Source organism: Variovorax pasteuri, assembly GCF_051216435.1.
Taxonomy (GTDB): Bacteria; Pseudomonadota; Gammaproteobacteria; order Burkholderiales; family Burkholderiaceae_C; genus Variovorax.
In genome coordinates this window covers 163,329-182,877 of record NZ_JBPJZS010000005.1, presented here as the reverse complement: position 1 = coordinate 182,877, position 19,549 = coordinate 163,329, and the positions used below count along the sequence as shown (strand labels likewise).

The 19,549-nt window shown below is 67.8% G+C and carries 17 protein-coding genes; 6 read left to right on the top strand and 11 right to left on the bottom strand.

The window, feature by feature from the left end:
- Positions 1 to 28 precede the first annotated feature (28 nt).
- Positions 29 to 2,029 (bottom strand): penicillin-binding protein 2, encoded by a 2,001-nt coding sequence (gene mrdA / locus ACSFBM_RS19845; protein ID WP_435485903.1) that lies wholly within the window; start codon positions 2,027 to 2,029, stop codon positions 29 to 31.
- A 22-nt stretch (positions 2,030 to 2,051) separates the two neighbouring features.
- Positions 2,052 to 2,750, bottom strand: a complete 699-nt coding sequence (locus ACSFBM_RS19840; protein WP_435485902.1) for a pentapeptide repeat-containing protein — start codon at positions 2,748 to 2,750, stop codon at positions 2,052 to 2,054.
- 288 nt (positions 2,751 to 3,038) lie between these two features.
- On the opposite strand from ACSFBM_RS19840, the gene tsaC reads away from it, so the two are divergent.
- Positions 3,039 to 3,614 carry an L-threonylcarbamoyladenylate synthase type 1 TsaC gene (gene tsaC, locus ACSFBM_RS19835; protein WP_435485901.1) on the top strand — a complete coding sequence of 192 codons (576 nt, stop codon included), beginning with the start codon at positions 3,039 to 3,041 and terminating at the stop codon, positions 3,612 to 3,614.
- Here the strand turns inward: tsaC and ACSFBM_RS19830 are convergent.
- The 4 genes from ACSFBM_RS19830 to ACSFBM_RS19815 all read right to left on the bottom strand — a co-directional run bounded on the left by ACSFBM_RS19830 (position 3,611) and on the right by ACSFBM_RS19815 (position 9,095).
- Positions 3,611 to 5,551 (bottom strand): phage integrase family protein, encoded by a 1,941-nt coding sequence (locus ACSFBM_RS19830; protein ID WP_435485900.1) that lies wholly within the window; start codon positions 5,549 to 5,551, stop codon positions 3,611 to 3,613. The genes tsaC and ACSFBM_RS19830 overlap by 4 nt on opposite strands.
- Before the next feature lie 33 nt (positions 5,552 to 5,584).
- Positions 5,585 to 5,824 carry a hypothetical protein gene (locus ACSFBM_RS19825; protein ID WP_435485899.1) on the bottom strand — a complete coding sequence of 80 codons (240 nt, stop codon included), beginning with the start codon at positions 5,822 to 5,824 and terminating at the stop codon, positions 5,585 to 5,587.
- Between the two features lie 439 nt (positions 5,825 to 6,263).
- Positions 6,264 to 7,349, bottom strand: coding sequence for a ParB/RepB/Spo0J family partition protein (locus tag ACSFBM_RS19820; RefSeq protein ID WP_435485898.1), 1,086 nt, complete (start codon positions 7,347 to 7,349; stop codon positions 6,264 to 6,266).
- 591 nt (positions 7,350 to 7,940) lie between these two features.
- Entirely contained in the window at positions 7,941 to 9,095 is a 1,155-nt protein-coding gene (locus ACSFBM_RS19815) for an AAA family ATPase (protein ID WP_435485897.1), read from the bottom strand.
- Positions 9,096 to 9,708: 613 nt separating this feature from the next.
- Between ACSFBM_RS19815 and ACSFBM_RS19810 the strand changes: the two genes are divergently transcribed.
- The 3 genes from ACSFBM_RS19810 (at position 9,709) to ACSFBM_RS19800 (ending at position 12,259) form a co-directional block, all read left to right on the top strand.
- Positions 9,709 to 11,091: a RepB family plasmid replication initiator protein gene (locus ACSFBM_RS19810; RefSeq protein WP_435485896.1), complete on the top strand. Its 1,383-nt coding sequence runs from the start codon at positions 9,709 to 9,711 to the stop codon at positions 11,089 to 11,091.
- Positions 11,092 to 11,211: 120 nt separating this feature from the next.
- Positions 11,212 to 11,640 carry a hypothetical protein gene (locus ACSFBM_RS19805; protein WP_435485895.1) on the top strand — a complete coding sequence of 143 codons (429 nt, stop codon included), beginning with the start codon at positions 11,212 to 11,214 and terminating at the stop codon, positions 11,638 to 11,640.
- 217 nt (positions 11,641 to 11,857) lie between these two features.
- A complete protein-coding gene (locus tag ACSFBM_RS19800) occupies positions 11,858 to 12,259 on the top strand; it encodes a nuclear transport factor 2 family protein (protein WP_435485894.1) in 402 nt (133 codons plus the stop codon).
- Between the two features lies 1 nt (position 12,260).
- Here the strand turns inward: ACSFBM_RS19800 and ACSFBM_RS19795 are convergent, their stop codons facing one another.
- The 5 genes from ACSFBM_RS19795 to ACSFBM_RS19775 are packed head-to-tail and all read right to left on the bottom strand — an operon-like array spanning position 12,261 to position 17,239.
- Complete coding sequence (locus ACSFBM_RS19795) at positions 12,261 to 13,220, bottom strand: Bug family tripartite tricarboxylate transporter substrate binding protein (protein ID WP_435485893.1); 960 nt, start codon at positions 13,218 to 13,220, stop codon at positions 12,261 to 12,263.
- 23 nt (positions 13,221 to 13,243) lie between these two features.
- Positions 13,244 to 14,119, bottom strand: a complete 876-nt coding sequence (locus ACSFBM_RS19790; protein WP_435485892.1) for an amidohydrolase family protein — start codon at positions 14,117 to 14,119, stop codon at positions 13,244 to 13,246.
- Positions 14,120 to 14,122: 3 nt separating this feature from the next.
- The gene (locus tag ACSFBM_RS19785; RefSeq protein ID WP_435485891.1) at positions 14,123 to 15,328 is read right to left on the bottom strand and encodes a CaiB/BaiF CoA transferase family protein; all 1,206 of its coding nucleotides are present in this window, start codon (positions 15,326 to 15,328) and stop codon (positions 14,123 to 14,125) included.
- Between the two features lie 10 nt (positions 15,329 to 15,338).
- Entirely contained in the window at positions 15,339 to 16,322 is a 984-nt protein-coding gene (locus ACSFBM_RS19780) for a tripartite tricarboxylate transporter substrate binding protein (protein WP_435485890.1), read from the bottom strand.
- 47 nt (positions 16,323 to 16,369) lie between these two features.
- On the bottom strand, positions 16,370 to 17,239 hold the full coding sequence (locus ACSFBM_RS19775; protein ID WP_435485889.1) for an HpcH/HpaI aldolase/citrate lyase family protein: 870 nt from the start codon (positions 17,237 to 17,239) through the stop codon (positions 16,370 to 16,372).
- Between the two features lie 75 nt (positions 17,240 to 17,314).
- On the opposite strand from ACSFBM_RS19775, the gene ACSFBM_RS19770 reads away from it, so the two are divergent.
- Positions 17,315 to 18,232: a LysR family transcriptional regulator gene (locus ACSFBM_RS19770; protein ID WP_435485888.1), complete on the top strand. Its 918-nt coding sequence runs from the start codon at positions 17,315 to 17,317 to the stop codon at positions 18,230 to 18,232.
- Positions 18,233 to 18,336: 104 nt separating this feature from the next.
- Positions 18,337 to 19,449, top strand: coding sequence for a YihY/virulence factor BrkB family protein (locus tag ACSFBM_RS19765; protein ID WP_435485887.1), 1,113 nt, complete (start codon positions 18,337 to 18,339; stop codon positions 19,447 to 19,449).
- The last annotated feature ends 100 nt before the right edge of the window (positions 19,450 to 19,549 follow it).

Below are 19,549 nucleotides of genomic sequence, written 5' to 3'. Positions count from 1 at the left end.
TCCCGCGGGGCTGCGGGCCGGCGATCCGCTACAGCTCGGACGTCTCGTCGGCTGCGCCGCCGGTTTCCGCACGGCTTTCCAGCGTCGGCACCTCGCTCGCCAGCAAGGGCTTGCCGATCGGCGCACCCGCCGTCCCCGCACGCACGGCCGCCATGTCGGCCTCGTTCGGGTACTGCCCCGCGATCCAGTAGTCGAACACGCGGCGCACGATCGGCGCCGCATGGGCCGCGCCGAAGCCCGCGTTCTCCACGATGGCCGCCACCGCGATGGTCGGATCCGCGGCCGGCGCGAAGGCCATGTAGAGCGCGTGGTCGCGCTGGCGCGCGTCGAGCGCCTTGCCGCTGGCGCGCGCCTTGGGGCTCAGGCCCACCGCCTGCGCCGTGCCCGTCTTACCGGCCGAGGCATAGGCGGCGCCCGCGAACACGCGCGTGCCCGTGCCGCCCTGGGTGACCGCGACCATGGCGTTGCGCACGACGTCGACGTGCTTTCGCGCATAGCCCAGGTCCTGGGCCGGCGGCTGCACCTGCTGCACGACCTGGCCGCTGCCGGTGTCCCGGATGGCCCGCACCAGGTGCGGCTGGTAGCGCACGCCGGCGTTGGCCAGCGTGGCGTTGGCCGAGGCGAGCTGCAGCATGGTGAAGCTGTTGTAGCCCTGGCCGATGCCCAGCGAGATGGTCTCGCCTGCGTGCCATTGCTTCATGTCGGCGCGCCGGTAGGCGTTGCGCTTCCACGCGGTGCTCGGCAGCACGCCGCGCACCTCGCCCATCAGGTCGATGCCGGTGAGCTGCCCGAAGCCCAGCGGCGCCATGAAGTCGTGGATCAGGTCCACGCCCATCTCGGTGGCGAGCGAATAGAAGTAGGTGTTGCTCGAGTGCTGGATGGCCCGGTGCATGTCGACGCCGCCCAGCCCGCCTCGGTGGCTGAGGAAGGTGCGTCCGCCGAAGTTGTAGTAGCCGGGGTCGTTCTCCACCGTGGCGGCGGCCCGCTTGCCGGTCTGCAGCGCCGCCAGCGCCATGAAGGGCTTGTAGGTGGAGCCGGGCGGGTAGGTGCCGCGCAGCGCGCGGTTCAGCAGCGGGTTGTCGGGCGACTCGGTGAGCGCCTTCCAGCTTTCGGTGTCGATGCCTTCGACGAACAGGTTGGGGTCGAAGGTGGGCTTGCTCACGAAGGCCAGCACCTCGCCGCTCTTGGGGTCGATGGCCACCAGGGCGCCGCGCCGATCGCCGAACATGTCTTCCACCAGCTTCTGCAGCTTGATGTCCAGCGACAGCATCACCGTCTGGCCCGGAACGGCGGCATGGCGCGCGAGGCGGCGCACCGCGCGGCCGCCGGCCGAGGTTTCCATCTGTTCGGCGCCGGTCTGGCCGTGCAGCACGGTCTCGTAGCTCTGCTCGACACCGAGCTTGCCGATGTGGTCGGTGCCGCGGTAGTTGGCGCGGTCGTCCTCTTCCCAGTCCTCCATCGCGGTCTTCTCGCGCTGGTTGATGCGCCCGATGTAGCCGATGACGTGCGACGCTACCTCGCCGTACGGATAGCTGCGCAGCAGGCGCGCCTTGATCTCCACGCCCGGAAAGCGGTAGCGCTGCGCGGCAAAGCGCGCCACCTCTTCGTCGCTCAGGCGGGTGCGGATCGGAATGGAGTCGAAGCTGCGCGAGTCTTCGCGCAGGCGCTGGAAGCGGCGCCGGTCGCCGGGCGTGACTTCCACGATGGTGCCCAGCTCGTCGATGGCAGTGCCGACGGCGCCGGCATCACCGACTTTGGACGGCGTGATTTCGAGCGTGTAGGCTGCGTAGTTGGAAGCCAGCACCACGCCGTTGCGGTCCAGGATCAACCCGCGGTTGGGCACGATGGGAACGATGGCGGTGCGGTTGCTCTCGGCGCGCTCGGCCAGCTCGTCGTAGCGCACGACCTGCAGGTGGACCAGGCGCGCGCCGATCAGGCCGAAGCCGAAGAGCACCACGCAGCCGATGACCAGCAGGCGGCGTCGAAAGCGCGAGAGTTCGGCGCCGGTATCGCGAATTTCGTCATTCATCGGAAAAAGAAATACCTTTCGCTCACAGCACGCGGATGCCGAGCTCGCCGATCAGCGTGGCGGCCTGGTCGGAGGAAATGATCGCGCCCTTGAAGAGCTGCGCCACGTTGGCGATGCGCAGGCCGCCGAGGTCGACCGAGCGCAGGTCGGCACCGTCGAAGCGCGCGTTCTTGAGGTTGGCATCGCGCAGGCTGCCGCCTTCGAACACCGCGTCGCGAAAGTCGCAGCCCGCGAGGTCCGCATCGGACAGGTCGAGCCGCTCGATGGTCTGCTTGCGAAACGACATGCCGCGCAGGTCGGCGCCCGGGAGCAGCGAGTCGTGAAAGCCGATGCCGAGCACCTGCGCTTCGTGGAAGTGCGCGCCGGTGAGCTTGACCTCGGCGAAGCGCGTGGCGGACAGCTTGGCGCGGTGCCAGCCGGTGTTGTTCAGGTCGCAGGCCGTGAAGCGGGCGTCCGTGAGGTCGGCCATCTGAAAGTCGGCCTGGCGGGCGCGGCACGCTGTCCAGCGGGTGTCGGTCAACACGGTCTTGCGCAAGGTGGCCTCGGCGAAGCTGCAGCCGTCGAACTGGGCGCGGCGCAGGTCGAGGTTGGACAGGTCGGTGCCGTCGAAGTCGCATTGCGCGAAGCGCAGCGGGCCCTGCGCTTCGGCCAGCAGGCGCTTCAGGCGATCCCGGTCGATGGTTTCGCCGGTGAGGGATGGGACAGTGGAAGCGTCGGTCATGGAAATGCAGGTAAGCGGGATCAGAGATGCCATGGCGCGCATCGGTTCCCCTGTATTGGGTCGGCAGTCCACCGGTGCTTTGCGCGGCCCTGCGCACGTCGTCGGGCATTGCAGGCAACGGGCTGCTGCGTGAGTCCAGGGCCGGTCGCATGTTGCGTATCGACCTCGCGCGCGAGCGGGTCGTTGAACGGCCCGTGCGGATGGCGGTTCGAGTTTACTTTGGCGACGCTGCGCGCCTCCCGCGTCGGTAGACTGGCGCGATCCATCCCAACGCCGAACTCTCCGATCATGCAGACCTTCCATGACGTGCCCGCCGAAGCGAACCGCGTGGCGCAGCGGCTGCGTGGCGGGGCGGTGGCGGCCTACCCCACCGAAGCCGTCATGGGGTTGGGCTGCGATCCGTCGAACGAAGCGGCGGTCACGCGCATCTGCCTGCTCAAGCAGCGCGAGGTCGCGCAAGGCGTGTTACTGATCGCGGCGGACTTCGCGCAGGTCGCACCCTACATCGACATGGCGCAAGTGCCCCAGTTGGCACTCGACCGGGTGCTGGCGAGCTGGCCAGGGCCCTTCACCTGGATCTTTCCGCGCAGTGCGCAGGTGCCGGCATGGATCTCCGGCCGGCATCCGGGCATTGCGCTGCGCGTGACGGCCCACGTCGGCGCTGCCGCGCTGTGCCGCGCCTTCGGCGGTGCGCTGGTGTCGACCAGCGCCAATCCGCATGGCTTGCCGGCCGCACGGACGGCGGGCGAGGTGCGGTCGTATTTTCCGGAGGGCATCGACGTGCTGGTCGACGGCGCGGTGGGTGGGCTTGCGAAGCCGAGTGAAATCCGAAACGCGCTCACCGGCGAGATCGTTCGCGGCTAACTGGGCGTGCGGGTCGCCGGCTCGGTGACCGGTGTCCAGAAGCCCTGCATTTCCATCAGGCCCGCCCTGCTCTGTGCGCTCAGGTAGCCGGCCGTCGTGCCTACCGACACGTGGCCCAGGTTGTTCTGCACGACCTGGATCGGCACGGGCGCGCGCCCTGCCCCGCCCTGCAGCGCGTGCGCGCCGTGGGCATGGCGCAGCCAATGGATGCTGGCGCGTTGCAGATGCTCGGCTTGCGCATCGTCGAGCATGCGGGCGGCCTGCGCCAGGAACAGCTTGATGGCGCTGTAGAAGCCGGAGGCCGACCACGGCTTGGGGTGCTCGGGCTTCAGGTCGAAACGGGCGAGCACGTGGATGTTGCGGTTGCCCCGCGCGCCGACACGGGGTTCGAAGCCGTGGTGCGCGAGTTCTTCCTCGAGGTCGGTCACCAGCTCGGCAGGCACCGGCACTTCGCGCTGGCGCCCGGCCTTGCCCCTGACCGACAGCAGCCAGCCGCCGGCGTCACTGCCGTCGGGCCTGCGATAGACCACCTGCTGAAGATCGCCGCACATGGCGCCGGTGATCTCGGCCAACCGCAAACCCGTGGCGTAGACCCAGCGCATGCCGCGGCGCAGGCGGCGGCCGGCTTCTGTCGCGGCATGTCCGGCAAGCAGCGAATCGAGATGCTCCCACTGGGCAAGGCTCAGCGTGCGGTGCAGGCCCAGCGCGCGCGGCGCTTCCGGCCGCTCGGTCATGGCTGCGAACGGATTGCCCGTGAGGTAGTTCTGGCGCGTCAGGAAGGCGAACAGGCTGCGCAGGATGGCCATCGCCTGGCGCAGCGCCGTGGGAGCCAAGGGCCCTTCGAGCGGCCGCCACAGCGGGGACCAGCGCTGGTTGTGGCGCGGACCGCACCACGCAGCGGGCGGGTCGCCGAGGAACAGGCGGTAGGCGGCGGCGTCCTCGGCGCCGAGCGACGACAGCGCGGTCTTGCGCTCGAGCACCGCCCACAGCAGCAGCCGCTCGGCTTCCTTGCGGTAGGAGCGCTGGGTGGGCGAGAGTTCGCCGGCCGCGTCCTGGGAGCGCTTGGCCGCGAGCCAGGCGCCGATGGCTTCATGGTCGGTCTCGGCCGCCAGCAGGCACTGGTCTCGCGGTGCACGGTAGCGGCCGGCGCGCCCGTCCAGCTCGGGGGGCGGCACGAACTTCTCGAACGGAACCATGGCGGTGCCGGCCGGCACAACCGCGACCAGGTCGAGCGGGCTCACCTGGCGGCGCCGGTGGGCGGCGTGCGTGCCCACGCGAAGGCCCAGCGGTTCCTCGTTGGCACGCAGCCAGTCGAGGATGCGTGCGGCCTTGCGTTCGCCGACGCCCGGCACCCTCACCCACCAGCGCGCGCCGGCTTCGTTGATGCATGCGACCAGCGCGGCAAGGGTCGGCAGGCCGCCGAGCTCCAGCCGCGCGGCCACGGCGGGGTTGAGCCAGGCCGAGACGCCGTCGGCCGCACGGGGGTCTTGCGCCGTGTGGCCTTCGAGCCAGCGCAGCGCCTCGAGCTGGCGCTCGACGACGCGCGCGCGGCGGGACGCCCGGCCTGCGCCGCCGCCCTGGAGTGCGCCCCCCGGGAAGGCGGCTTCGTACGCCTCGATCTGCTCGGCTTCGGAGAAGTCCTCCAGTCCCTGCGCCTGCGCAAAGTCGCTCAGGCTGGGCAACGCGGCCTTCGCCGAGAACTGCTCGGGATCGAGCAGGATCAGGCGGGCGGTGCCAGGCCGCTGCTCGCGGCGCGCCGCCGCGGCGAACTCGTCGCGGATCCACGCGATGGTGCGGCGCACGACCCGCAGGTCGGTGTGCTCGCCTTCCAGGCGGAGGTATCGGTCCCAGCTGGTGCGCTCGTCGATGCCCTGGGCCAGCGCCCGCATGAAGGCGAAGTGGCCTCGGTGCAGTTTGCGGGGCTGGAGCTTGGTCATGGAGGGATGCTGTGTGCTGTGTGCTGTGTCAGCTCAGTGCCAGAACTTCCACCAGGCGCGCTCGGGAACCGGCGCCGCTTCTTCTTCGGGTGGCGTGGGCGCAGATTCTTCAGCCTCGCGCATGCGGCGGCGCACTTCGACTTCCAGTGCATGCGCGGTGCCGAAGGCCTCACGCTCGCCGCGGTGCGCGCGAGCGCGCCAGGTCAGTGCAAGTTGCGCGAGGGTCTCGTCATCGAAGTGTGCGAAAGGGGATGACGGGCCGGTTGATGTCATGAGTTCCTATGAGGTGGTGAACTGTGTAGTGAGAGGGCATTCTATTTCGATGATTAGCAGAATAATCATCGATGCAATATTTGGATGCATTTCTAGAGTCTGCGATGTGACCTCGAACTAAGTTGTTGATCTGATTGGAATTAATCAGCACACGGGCGTTCGACCACTGTAGCAAGGATAGGCAGGAACGCTCAAGTTTGGCGTGGGAAGTGCATTCTCAGTACCCCTAGCCCGCAAACTCAACGGTACATCTGCCACCAGATCTAGATACTTGCCGCAACCTGTTGTCGCCGAATGCAAATTGCACTGTAGTCTGCACTTACTTCTTGAGGAAAACTTGCGCCTTTGACGTGCTGGACGTTGCGCGGCCATCTGCGCAACCGGGTTGAAATCCCAATGGATCTCACATCAAGGGCAGATTGCCTGCCCTCGATCCTCTTCAACTGAAGCTGCGCGCCCTGCGAAGCGCGTCGGAGATCGCGGATTCCAGCACTTCCACAGGCGCCCCGATTGCAGCGCCTGAGCTCAGGGTGATGGTGACCTCCCCTGCCTTCGATCGCACGAGCGTGCCGAACTTCTGACCGTCGGCCTGAACGTCGATGCGCTCGGTGCGCTCGAAACCGGGCGGAGCGTCCAGGAGGCGTGCCAGCACGAGCGCCGGAGACAAGGTCTGGCCTCGCAGCTTCTCCACGCGCTTGAGCAACCCGCGCCGGTCCAGCGCCATGGCGGCGTTGACCTGTTCGGCATGACGAAAGGTGATTTCCAGCGGAGACCTGAAACACTCCACGACCGCCGAGGGAAGCTGCGCCACCATCAGTGCCTTGCGGACCCAGGTGTGGCTGACGCCCAGTCCTTCTGCGAGCTGTCTCTGCGTCGGGAACAGTTGCTCTTCCAGGGCGCGCTGGTACATCACGCCTTGCTCGTACGGCGAAAGATCCGCACGCTCGCGGTTCTCCCGGTCCATGGCTGCAAAGAGCGCCGCGTCGCCGAGGTCGTCCACCCAGATCGAGGCCAGCACGGGCATGCCGAGTTCCAGCGATGCTCGGTGACGGCGATGGCCGAAGACCAGTTCGAACTGCCCTGGCTCGTCCTTCAGCGGCCGAACGAGGATCGGCTGGACGTTGCCGCCCGCGTGTTCGATGTCGGCCTTGAGCCCTGCAAACTCGCTGGTATTGAACGAAGCCTCGTGGCGGTTGGCCCAGCGGCTCGGGCGGATGGTGGCGGGGTCCATCTTGCGCGTCGGCAGGGAGCCTTCGTACTGGCGCAGCTTTTCGCGCAGCGTTGCCATCTCTCCTTCGACCTGCTGGATCTGCCCACGAAACGCGAGCATCTGGCCGGGGCCGGTGCGCGGTGCATGGCTGCCTCCGACGGCCGGTGGAAACCTGGTTTCCACACCCGTTGCCGCATGGGGCGGTGCCTGCTCTTCAGCGGGTGCAGCCTTGGGCAGATCCACGGGCTGTGCAGGCGCCTGGGGAAGCGACAGGTTGGCAGTCAGCGCTTCGAGGCGCTTTCGGGTACTAGACATGGTGCGGACTCCTGAAGCGTGGAAACCGGGTTTCCACAAGCGGGGATCGCGACGCCCCGATCGGCGGCAACGGCTGCTGTGTCCGTCGCTGTGGGGGCGCAACGCGATGGCGCCCGTTGGTGAGAAAGGAAGACTCCGCTTCCGGCTTCCCGTCAGTGTGCGGGCACGCGCTGCGCGTCGATTCGATGAACTGGTACATATGAACCGATGCGTGTGGAAACCTGGTTTCCATAGCGATGGCAGCAGCAGCAGCTGCCGCGCCCAGGTGCGCGACGCGCCCGAGCGATAGCGCCGCGCGTTCAGCAACGGCCCGGGCGTGCCGTGCCTCCGTACGAGCGCCACGTTGTCTTCTACGCTCAGGCTGCCGAACAGCCGAGAGTTCGGCGGAAAATTTGCGCCGAGTATTGAGCCTTACGGAGGGCGTCACCATGTTGGCAGACGCGCACAGTCGGCTCATCAAAGGTACAGCCTCCTGAGTCGCGCCGTGCTGTTGTCGAGCGCCGCGTGGAAACCAGGTTTCCACGCCGGTGCCCTTCACCCTGGTTTTCGTGGCGCTCAAGTGCATCCGGTCTTGACCGTGGTTCTCCCCCATCAGCGCGCTCTCCCTTGCGCGGACCATGCGCCGACGACGGACTGCTCGACCAGTTCCACAAACGCGTCGTACGCATCCACGGCACGCTTGTAGGTCTTCGCTGCGCCTTCGTACCGTTGCACGTCATAGACGGTCGCGAACTCGGCCGCCTTGTTGCTCGTCACGCTGGTCTTGGGAATCTCCACCGGCAGGGTGTACTCGCCGTATGTCGCCTGGATCCATTGCCGCACCGCCGGCATGGCCGGATCGGCCGCGTCGACGCGGCTCAGCAGCACATGCAGGAACTCGAAGGCCTTGCCCTCGCGATCCTTGCTCTGCCCGTCCAGGTTGGAACCCAGATCGGCCAGCAGCGACCAGAACTGCGCCGACGAAGCGAAGTCCAGCCCAGACGGCGGCACAGGCACCACGATACCGTTCGCGGCCCAGAGCGCATTGATCGTCACATAAGAAAGGGACGGCGGCGTGTCGATGACGATCACGTCATACAGATCACGCACGCTTTCCAGACCGACGTTGAGCACATCCCAGAACTTTGCGCCCGGCTCCTGCATCTGGCGCGCGGGCAACGCGAATTCGGCCGAGAACAGGAAAGGGGCCGCAGCCACCAGGTCGAGGCCGTCCCAGTACGTGGAGCGAATCGCATAGCGGATGTCGCTCTCGGTCCCGTCGCACAACGGGCCGATCGTCATGTCTTCCGTGACCTCGGCCTCAGGCAACAAGCCGTGCAGGGTGGTGAGAGAGCCCTGTGGATCGGTGTCGATCGCCAGCACCCGGTGGCCGCGCAGGCTCAAGCCCTGCGCCAGCACCATCGCGGTGGTCGTCTTTGCAACGCCGCCCTTGAAGTTACCGACTGCAATGGTGATCGCCTTGCGCCCGGTCGGACGCATCTTGTCGGCGCGGTAGGTGCGCGTCCAGCGGCGGAGCTCCTCGAGCTCGAAGGTCCGCTTGCCGCCGGACGGCGTCAGGCGGCCGGGCGGAAGATCGTCCTTCGTGATGCGGTAGGCGACATGCGCCTTGTCGACGCCGCAAAGCGCAGCGAGCTGCGCGGTGGAATAGACAGGCGGAATCTTGCGGGCCTCGGGGGCGAGCAGCATGCCGCGGATCTGCTCAACCATGGAGCCAGCACGCGTGGCAAGGCCTGCGATGCGCTCCATGTTGATGACTTGCCTCGGAGGCGTCTGGGGGTCGGTGGAAACCTGGTTTCCACCGACGGGAGGCACGGGGACGGACATTGGGTAGACCCTATTCGACAGAATCCGCCAATTCTACGAGAATCCATCGAATGAACAAGTTATACCGATTCCCCAGTGTCCGCACGCTTGCCTAATGTGAGAACGGATAGGGAACCCCGTCTTGGCGCCAGTCCGGGCGGGTGGATTTTGCCGTGTCACGCCCGCTCTGGGGGCCTTGCGAGCGCCGCCAGGGCCCGTTCGGGACCGGGAAAGGTGCGGAACCTGGGAAAAGAGCCCCTCGGGGTGGCGGGAACCCCATATCCACTCACATCAAACCCCATAGATACACACAACAACGGCCATAGAACCCCAACCGTTCTCACATCAAATCCCATCCGATCTCACATCAAATCCCAGAATCACTCACAAAAACAGCGCCAAGTCCTTGTCACTCAACGAGAAAGTCACTTGCCAAACTCTTCAAAGTTCCAAGTGTTACTTTTCAAATAGAACAAGACGTCTCGATTCTTTGTGAATTGACCCATTCACAATACGAAGGCATGATGTGAACCCAAGCAATTGCGATACATCAGACATGGCCGAGGAAGAAGCTCCCCCCAGCGCCCCGCGCCAACCTCCGACAGCGGAAGAACAGAGCGTTGCCAAGGCCAATGAAGCCATCGCCATCCGTCCCAAGCGCGGGCGCCTCACGCTGCTGTCGCGCCGCATCTACAACGCCCTGCTGTACCACTCCCAGCGCCAGGGCGTCGACGAACCCGTCTACAAGCTGGCGCTGAGCGAACTCATCGGCGACGCCCGGTTCAACTCCAACAACACCGAATTGCTCAAGGCGCACCTGCGCGACATGCAGGCGACCACCATCGAGTGGTCGACCAGCGGCCCCGCGCTGAAGCGCTGGGTGTCGTCCCAGCTGCTCGGCACGGTCACCATCGAGGAGCAGGGCAGGGGACGCCCCTGCATGGTCACCTGGCGCTATCCGGAAGAGATCAAGGAGCGCCTGGTGCGCCCCCACCAGTACACCCGGGTGCTGCTGGAGATCAGCGGCCAGATGCGCAGCTACTCCGCCGCCGTGCTGTACGAGATCGGCGCGCGCTACCTCACGTCGCCCGGGCGCCTCTCGATGCGCGAGGACGTGGTCTGGTGGGCGGCCGTGCTGACCGGGCGCAGCGACATCAAGGAGGTCGACTACCGCTTCCTCAAGCGCGACGTGATCTCCAAGGCGCTGGCCGAAATCGACGCGCTCTGCGAAGACTTCAGCATCGAGCTCATCGAGCACAAGCGCGGCCGCAAGATCGAGGAGATCCAGTTCCGCGTGATCCCCAAGGTGCAGCAACGCTTGGGCGACATTCCCAACGCCGAGCGCAACGTCTTCGACCTGGCGCTCGTGGGCCGGCTCATCGCGCTGGGCATCAAGCAGGAAGAGGCACAGGATCTCTACGCCACCACCGACGAGAACCAGTTGCGCGCCACGCTCGACCACGTCGATCAGCGCCTGCTCAGCCCGACCATGCCCGAGCTGAAATCGCCCGCAGCGTATTTCAAGGACGCGCTCAAGAAGGGCTATGCGGCCATCAAGTCGCTGCCGATTGCCGACACCGCGCCGCAAGCGGCGTCAGCTGGCACTAACTCCGTTGCACATCCGGTGATTCCGCTTTCGCCGTCCGATCGCATGCAGCGCATCCGCGAGCTCTGGGAAAACGACCGCATGGCGCAAGCCCGCGCGATGTTTGCGGAAATGCAGCCGCCCTCGCAAGCCGAGCTGCGCGGCCAGTTCGAAGCGCAGCGGCTGGAACAGCTGGCCCTGCCGATCGCCCGCGCCTGGCGGCGCGACGGCCCCGCCAGCCGGGTCGCGGCCAGCACGTTCTACAAGTGGGTCGCCCAGACCACTTGGCCGGAGGAGCCCTCCGATCGCGTGCTGCTCGACTTCGCGCTTCAGCGCGGTGTGGCCGGCATCTGACCACGCCACACGCTTGGGCGTGTGACTTTTTCCGCGGTTTTGCGATCGGCCTACAGACCGGGGCGTCAATGGCCTCCTCCTGGCCTTGCACTGTCGATTCAACGATGCAGTCGGACTCACTTGTTGCTGTACCAGCACGCCGAACGCATGGAAGAAGAATGGAAAAACCCGGAAAACGCCGAAGAGTGGCTGCATTTCTTTCACAAGGAAGGCAGCAGGCGCACACCCGTCAGGATCAGCCGAACCGCGCTGGAAACCTGCTTTCACTCGGCCGCCGGCGAAAGCCTGGTCAGCATCTACGTGGCCAACACGCAAACCATCCATGAACAGGTGCGCGTGCGACTCAGGGCCGGTGGACGCTTCACTTCCGAAGCGCCGCTGACCCTGGCTGCCCCCGATTTCGAAGCGCGCAGGTTGGCGATGTATGCCGATCTGGTGGCTTCGCCGATGATCGAGCAGACCGCGAACGAGCTGCTCGGCAGGTTCACGGCCGAGGAATTGGAGGCGGTTGCGTTGTGGATGCGCAGCAAGTCCAGCGCTCAAGGCTAGGGGCGATGGCCGTTCTCAGCGTCGAGCAGTTCCGCGTGATGTGTTTTTCGTCTCGCGCCGTTAGTGGATTTTGCCGATGTGGAGTCCGCACATTTCTTTCGAGCGTGTTTCTGTCCACCCTTGCGGGTTCAGCCCGCGCACAGGCGACAGCCGCAGCGGCGGGCTTCGATAGACTGCGCGCCGGTTCCCTCGCTTCACCCCACAAGGACACCTACTCATGCCCATCGACACGCTTGCAACCTGGCACCGGCTTGTCGAGAGCCACCACGCGGCAGGGCTCGACGCCTTGCTCGACGACGAAGCGGTCTTCCATTCACCGGTGGTGCACAAGCCGCAGGTGGGCAAGGCCATCACGCAGAAGTACCTGGCCGCGGCGTTCCAGGTGTTCTTCAACGAGAGCTTTCGCTACGTGCGGGAACTCAAGGCAGAGCGCGACGCCGTGCTCGAGTTCGTGGTCGAACTCGACGGCATCACCGTCAACGGCGTCGACATGATCCACTGGAACGATGCCGGCAGGATCACGGAGTTCAAGGTGATGCTGCGGCCGCTGAAGGCCGTGAACCTGATCCACGAGAAGATGGGCGCGCTGCTCCAGGCGCAGGCGCGACCCGCGCCGTAGGTCAGTCGACGCGGATGTTGCGCGCCTTCACCAGCGCGCTCACGCGGCGGCTCTCATCCTGCACGAATTTCGAGAATGCCTCGGGCGTCGTGCCGGCCGGCACCAGCCCGAGCTGCAGCAGCTTCGGCCTGACGGCCGGGTCGTTCACCGCCGCCTGCACCGCCTTGCCCAGCTTCTGCACGATGTCCGGCGGCGTGCCCTTGGGCAGGAACACGCCGTTCCACTCGACCACGTCGTAGCCCGGAAGGCCCGACTCCGCGAGCGTCGGCGTGTCGGGCAGCCCCGGCACGCGTTGGGCGGAGCTCACGCCCAGCGCGCGCAGCTTGCCGCCCTTGACGTAACCCAGCGTCGACGCCACGTTGCCGAAATAGGCCGACACCTGCTCGCCCATCACGTCGGTCAGCGCCGGCGCCCCGCCTTTGTACGGCACGTGCATCAGGTTGATCTTTGCCTGCTCGTTCAGCGCCTCGCCCGCCAGGTGCGAGCCGGTGCCGCCGCCCGCCGAGGCGAAGCTCAGCTTGCCGGCGTTCCTGCGCGCAAAGTCGATGAATTCCGCCACCGTCCTGTAAGGCGCAGTGGTCGGCACCACCAGGATCTGCGGCGCGGTGGCCACCAGCGACACGGCAATGAAGTCCTTGGTCGCGTCGAACGGCAGCTTGCGCAGCGACGGGTTCACCGAAAACGCCGACGCGTCGTAGAGCACCGTGTAGCCGTCGCCGGCCGCCTTGGCCACGTTGTCGGCGCCGATGACGCCGCCGGCGCCCGGCCGGTTGTCGATGACGATCTGCTGGCCCAGCGCGGTGCTCATCTGCTGCGCGACGATGCGCGCGGTGTTGTCCGCGCCACCGCCCGCCGCATAGGGCACGACCATGCGGATCGGCTTGTCCGGCCACGCCGCCCAGCCGAGCAGGGGAACGCAGGCGGCCAGGGCCGCGACGGATTTCAGAAGGCGTGGGTTCATGCCGATGTCTCGAGGTGGTGGGTTCAGGAAAAGTCGTAGAGCCGCGCGGGGTTGTCCACGAGCACGCGGCGGCGCGTGGCCTCGTCGGGCACCCAGCGGCCCAGCAGGTCGAACAGCTGCGCGTCGTCGGGCTTGGCATGCCGCTCGGTGGGGTGCGGCCAGTCGCTGCCCCACACCACGCGATCGGGCGCCTGTCGCACCCAGGCTTGCGCGAGGGCGGTGGTGTCGGCATAGCCGCCCGCGGCGCCGAGCCGGGAGTCGAGGTAGGCGCCAGACAGCTTGATCCAGGTGCGGCCGTTGTCGCGCAGCCGGCGCACCACCTCGAACGCGGGATGCGACGCGGCATCGGGCAGCCGCATGCGCGCGAGATGGTCGAAGACCACAGGGCAGGGCAGCCGCGCGAGCAGCGCCGCATGCTGCGCGATCTGGTCGGCGCTCCAGTGCAGCTGCACATGCCAGCCGAGCGCGTGCACGCGCTGCGCCAGCGGCTCGACCATGGCGAAATCCGTCGCCGCATTCGCCGGCGTGTACAGCGTGAAGCGAATGCCGCGGATGCCGCCGGCATGCAGCTCTTCGAGTTCGGCGTCTCCCACGTCGGGCCGCACCACCGCCACGCCGCGCGTGCGCGCGGCGCCGAGCGCCTGGATCGCCTCCAGCGTCGCGGCGTTGTCGGTGCCGTGCACGCGGGGCTGCACGACCACCGTGCGCTGCGTGCCGATGCGCCGCTGCAGCAGGCGGTAGTCGTCGGCGGTGGCGTGGTTGAGCATCGCCTCGGGCGGCCCGTGCAGCGCGAAGCGGCGGTCGTACACATGCATGTGCGCGTCGCACGCGCCGTCGGGCGCGGTACAGACGGGGCGCTGCGTGCCGCTGCTGTGCGGCACGGCGAGGTCGTTGCGCATCGCTCAGTCGTCCGAGCGTTCCGCGCTGCCTCGCGACGCCAGCACACCGCGCGTGTGCTGCCCCAGCGTGGGCGCGGCGAAGGGCTCGGGCCCCGGCGTGCGCCCGAACTGCACCGGCCGGGTGAAGCCGCGGTAGGTGCCCAGCGTGGGGTGCGCGAAGTTCGCCACCATGTCCTCGGCCAGCACTTGCGGGTTGTCGAACATGTCCTCCACGGTGCGGGCCGCCGCACAGGGCACCTCTTCGCCGAACAGTTCCTCCCATTCGAGCGCCGTGCGTTGCGCCAGCGCTTCGCGCAGCACGGGAACGATCTGCGCGAAGTGCTGGGCACGCTTGCGCACCGAGTCGTAGCGCTCGTCGCGGGCCAGCTCCGGCAGCCCGACCTTCGCGCACAGCGCCTGCCAGAAATGCGGCGTGTTGGCCGAGATGTAGAGGTGGCCCTCGCGGGTCGGGTGAAGGCCGGTGATGCCGCCCGAGCGCATGTCGCGCCCCACGTCCTTCGGCTCGCCCTCGGCCCACACCATGCGGGCCGACTGCATGGCGAGCGCGGAGCGCAGCAGCGACACGCCCACGTACTGGCCCTCGCCGCTCTTCTCGCGCTCGTACAGCGCCGAGGCCACGCCCGCGGCCACCAGTGCGGCCGCGTAGTAGTCGACCACCGAGCCGTAGATGATCTCGGGCGGCCCGCCGCGTTTTCCCTGCAGCGCGCACATGCCGGTCATGCTCTGCAGCACCTGGTCGTAGCCTGCCTTCTCGCGCAGCGGGCCGGTCTCTCCGTAGCCGGTCACGGCGCAGTAGATCAGGCGCGGGTTCAGCGTCTTCAGCTGCTCGTACGCAATGCCCAGCCGCGGCGGCACGCTGGGGCGGAAGTTGTGCACCAGCACGTCGGCCGTGCGCACCAGCGCCATCAGCGCGGCCAGGTCGCTCGCATCCTTCAGGTCGAGCACCACGCCGAGCTTGCTGCGGTTCACGCCGATGAACGCGCGGCTCTCGGCCTCCAGCGTCGAGGGGTACTTGCGCAGGTTGTCGCCGGTGGGCGGCTCGATCTTGATGACTTCCGCGCCCTGGTCGGCCAGCAGCGAGCAGCCGTACGGGCCCGCGATGTAGGCGCTCAGGTCGAGCACGCGCAGGCCGCTCAACGGCCCGCTCGGGCCCTTGCGCTCGGGAAGGCGCGCGGTGTCTGCGCTGTGCTCGGACGCGGGGATGCTCATGGGTCTTTCCTCAATCGGCGGTGATGTTCTGCTGCCTGGCCAGCTTCTTCCAGCGTTCCACGTCCTCGGCGATCACGGCGCCGAACTGCGCCGGTGAAAGCGGCGTGGCGATCGCGCCTTCGCGCAGGAAGTTGGCCGCGATGGCCGGCCTGGCCAGGATCTGGTTGACGGCGCGGTTGAGCGTGCTCACCACCTCGGGCGGCGTGCCCGCCGGCGCCAGCAGGCCCCACCAGAGTTCGAATTCGTAGCCGGGCACCGCCACGGACATCGGCGTGAGCTCGGGCGCGACCGGGCTCGGCTTCAGGCTCGTGATGCCCACGGCGCGCAGCTTGCCCGCGCGCACCATCGGCAGCAGCGACGGCCCGCTCGAAATCAGCAGCTGCGTCTGGTTGCCGATCAGGTCGGTCACCGCCGGGCCCATGCCCTTGTACGGGATGTGCGCGATCTGCAGGTCGCCCACCTTGGCCTTGAGCAGTTCGGTGCCGAACTGGTTCACGCTGCCCGAGCCCGACGACGCATAGTTGTACTGGCCCGGCTTCGCCTTGATGGCGGCGATGAGCTCGGCCGGCGTCTTGGCAGGGAAGTCGTTGTTCACCGCGACGATGAACGGTCCCTTGGCGAACATGGCCACCGGCGCGAGGCCCTTCACCGGGTCGAAGGGCAGCTTCGACTGCACGGCCGCGTTGGTCGTCATGCTGGAGGACACCGCCACCAGCGTGTAGCCGTCGGGCGCGGCCCGCGCCACCTGCCCGGTGCCGGTGTTGCCGCTCGCGCCGGGGCGGTTGTCGATGATCACGGGCTGCTTGAGCTCGTCGCCGAGTTCCTTGGCGACCTGGCGCGCGAAGGTGTCGTTCGAGCCGCCGGCCGGGTAGGGCACCACGATCGTGATGCTCTTGGTGGGGTACGTTGCCTGCGCGAAGGCGCCGGCCGACAGGAGGCCTCCGGCGGCGAGCACGGCCGCTGCCAGCGGACCAAAGGGCGAGCGAATCTTCATTTTTTGTCTCCGGTTTTTATGAATTCATCGGGGTGGCGGCCGCAGGCTCAGCCCGCAAGCAACCCCAGGGTGCGTGCACGCTCGACGATCGCGCGTGCGCGGATCACGAACGGGATGTCGATCATTTGCCCGTCCACCACATAGGCACCGACACCGCGGGCATCGGCCTCGCGCGCCGCCTCGACCACCTTGCAGGCGTGTGCGATCTCCTCGTCGGTGGGGCGGAACACGTCATTCGAGATCGCGACCTGGCTCGGGTGGATGCAGGTCTTGCCCAGAAAGCCGAGGTCGCGTGCCAGCATCGCCTCCGCACGGTATCCCTCGGCGTCGCCGATGTTCGCGAACGCGCCGTCATAGGCATACACCCCCGCTTCGCCGGCTGCGATGCGCACCGCGAACATCGCCTGGCGGATCGCGGACGGTTCGCGCCGCGCGATGCCCAGCGGCTCGAACAGGTCGCCCAGCCCCAGCTGCAGCCCCGCCACGCGCGGATGTGCCAGCGCCAGCACCGAGGCCGTGCGCAGCGCAGAGGGCGTCTCGATGTTCAGCAGCAGCCCCATGGGCGCCTGCACGCCGTTGGCCCGCTCCGCGCGCTCGATGGCTTCGACGGCCGTGCGCACATGCGCCGGGCTTTGCGGCTTGGGCAGGTTGATCAGGTGCACGCCGGGCTGCGCCGCCGCCGCCACGTCGCGCTCGAAGTGCGGCGTGTCCATGGCGTTGACGCGAACGATCAATGTCTTTCGCGACGAGGCGACGTCGCCGCGGGCCAGCAACTGGCGCACGGTCTCGCGCGCCTCGTCCTTGCGCGGTTCGGACACCGCGTCCTCCAGGTCGAGGCAGATGGCGTCCGCCGCACTGGAGAGTGCCTTGGCGAACAGCTCGGGGCGGGTGCCGGGTACGAAGAGTTTGCTTCTCATGGCCGCAGTGTCCGCAGTTCATGACACAAGAAAAACCGGTGCTTCCTGCGATCAGATCGCAGAAAATCTATCTTCATGGAAACCGCCTACCTGCACAGCTTTCTCCTGGTGGTGGAGTCGGGCTCGATGTCCGAGGCCGCGCGCCGGCTCGACCTGACACCCGGTGCCGTCGCCCAGCAGATCCGCGCGCTCGAGCGCGAGCTCAACGCGCCGCTGCTCGCGCGCGCCGGCCGCACGGTGCAGCCCACCGAGGCGGGCCACCAGCTGGTGCACCGCGCCCGCGCGCTGCTGCGCGAGGTGAGCGACATCAAGGCGCTGCTGGGCAGCGGGGCGGCCGGCGGCGAACTGGTCATCGGCACCATCAACACGGCCATTCACAGCCTGCTGCCCGACATCCTCGCGCGCTTCGTCAAGACCCATCCGGGCGCCAAGGTGTTCCTGCAGTCGGGCACCACCGCCACGCTCTACAAGGGCGTGCAGCAAGGCGAGTTCGACGCCGCCGTGTGCCTGTATCCGTCGTTCGCGCTCGCCAAGACCTTCGACTGGTCGCTGCTGCGCGAAGAGCCGCTGGTGCTGCTCGCGCCCAGCCGCCTCGCGCGGCGCGATCCGCATGAGCTGCTGCGCACCTCGCCGCTGATCCGCTACGACCGCAGCCTGGGCGGCGGCAAGCAGGCCGACCGCTACCTGCGCGCCGCGGGCATCGTGCCGCAGGAGCGCTTCGAACTCAGCTCGCTGCTGGCCATCGCGATGATGGTCGACCGCGGGCTGGGCGTCTCGCTGGTGCCCGACATCGCGTCGCCGCTGCTGGACGGCCAGAAGGTCGTGAAGATCCGGTTGCCGATGCCGTCGGAGTCGCGGCGCTTCGGCATCCTGTGGCTGCGCGCGTCGGCGCGGCTGCGGTTGATCCAGGGCTTCGTCGAGAGCGCACGCATCGTCACCGCCGGCAAGGACGGCGCGCGCCGAGCGCTCGCGCGCGCGGGCGACGCGGGCTGAGCCTGCCCCACGGATGCGCGAATTTCCTACTTCGCGTTGCCGTGGAAGCGGCGAGTCTTTGTGCAACGTGTTGCCGAGTCCGGCCGACGCTTACGGAGCACACCTTGACCACCGCCGTCCTCAAGCCCAAGTTCATGCAGCTCTACCGCCTGTGCCGGGATGCGGCCATGGCCTGGATCGACGACTTCGCCCCCAGCATGGGCGCCGCGATCTCTTACTACACCATGTTCTCTCTGGCGCCCTTGCTCGTGATCGTCATCGCGGTGGCGGGCGCGTTGTTCGGCGCGGAAGCCGTGCGCGGGCAGATCGCCGGGCAGCTGTCGGGCCTGATCGGGCAGGAGGGCGCCCTGGCGGTCCAGGGCCTGATCAAGAGCGCGAGCGAACCCTCGCGCGGGCTCATCGCGGGCGGTATCAGCATCGTCGTGCTGATCGTGGGCGCAACCACCGTCTTTGCCGAACTGCAAAGCGCGCTCGACCGCATCTGGCACGTGCCCGAGCGGGCCAAGCCCAAGGGCCTGTGGGGCATCCTGCGCGCGCGGGTGCTGTCGTTCGGCCTGATCCTGGGTCTGGCGTTCCTGCTGATGGTCTCGCTCATCGTCAGCGCGGGCCTGGCGGCGCTCGGGGCCTGGAGCACGGGCCTGTTTCCCGGGTGGGAGCTGCTGCTGCAATCGCTGAACGTGCTGGTGTCGCTGGGCATCCTCACCTTGCTGTTCGCGATGATCTTCAAGTTCATGCCGAGCGCGCCCATCGCATGGCGCGACGTCTGGATCGGCGCGGCCGTCACGGCCGTTCTCTTCGAGGTCGGCAAGGTGCTGATCGGCCTGTACCTCGGCAAGAGCGGCGTGAACGAATCCTTCGCTGCGGCCGGCTCGCTGGTGGTGCTGCTGGCCTGGGTGTACTACGCGGCGCAGATCTTCCTGCTCGGTGCCGAGTTCACCAAGGTGTATGCCACCGCGCACGGCTCCGTCGCCGCGGCCAAGGCCCAGGCCGCCACGCACGACGCGGCACGGCAGGCCGATGCGGGGACCGACGGCGCCGTGCAGCCTCCCGATGCGCAGGGCATCGCGCGCATCGAAGCCGCGCAACAGCTGGTGGCGCAACGCACGCGCAAGGCCACGGCCACGCTCACGCGGCAGGTGATTGGCCTGGCGGCCGTCAGCGTGGCCAGCGCCTGGGCGGCACGACTGCACCGCAAGCGGGCGCGGCGACGCGCATGAGGCATCGGTGCGGCCGGCGTCGCCGCTGACTGGCCGCCTCGGTCATCCGCTCACGCAAGCCGGAGTCGGCCTTGTGCCCGAGCGGTGCACCGGCCCGGGG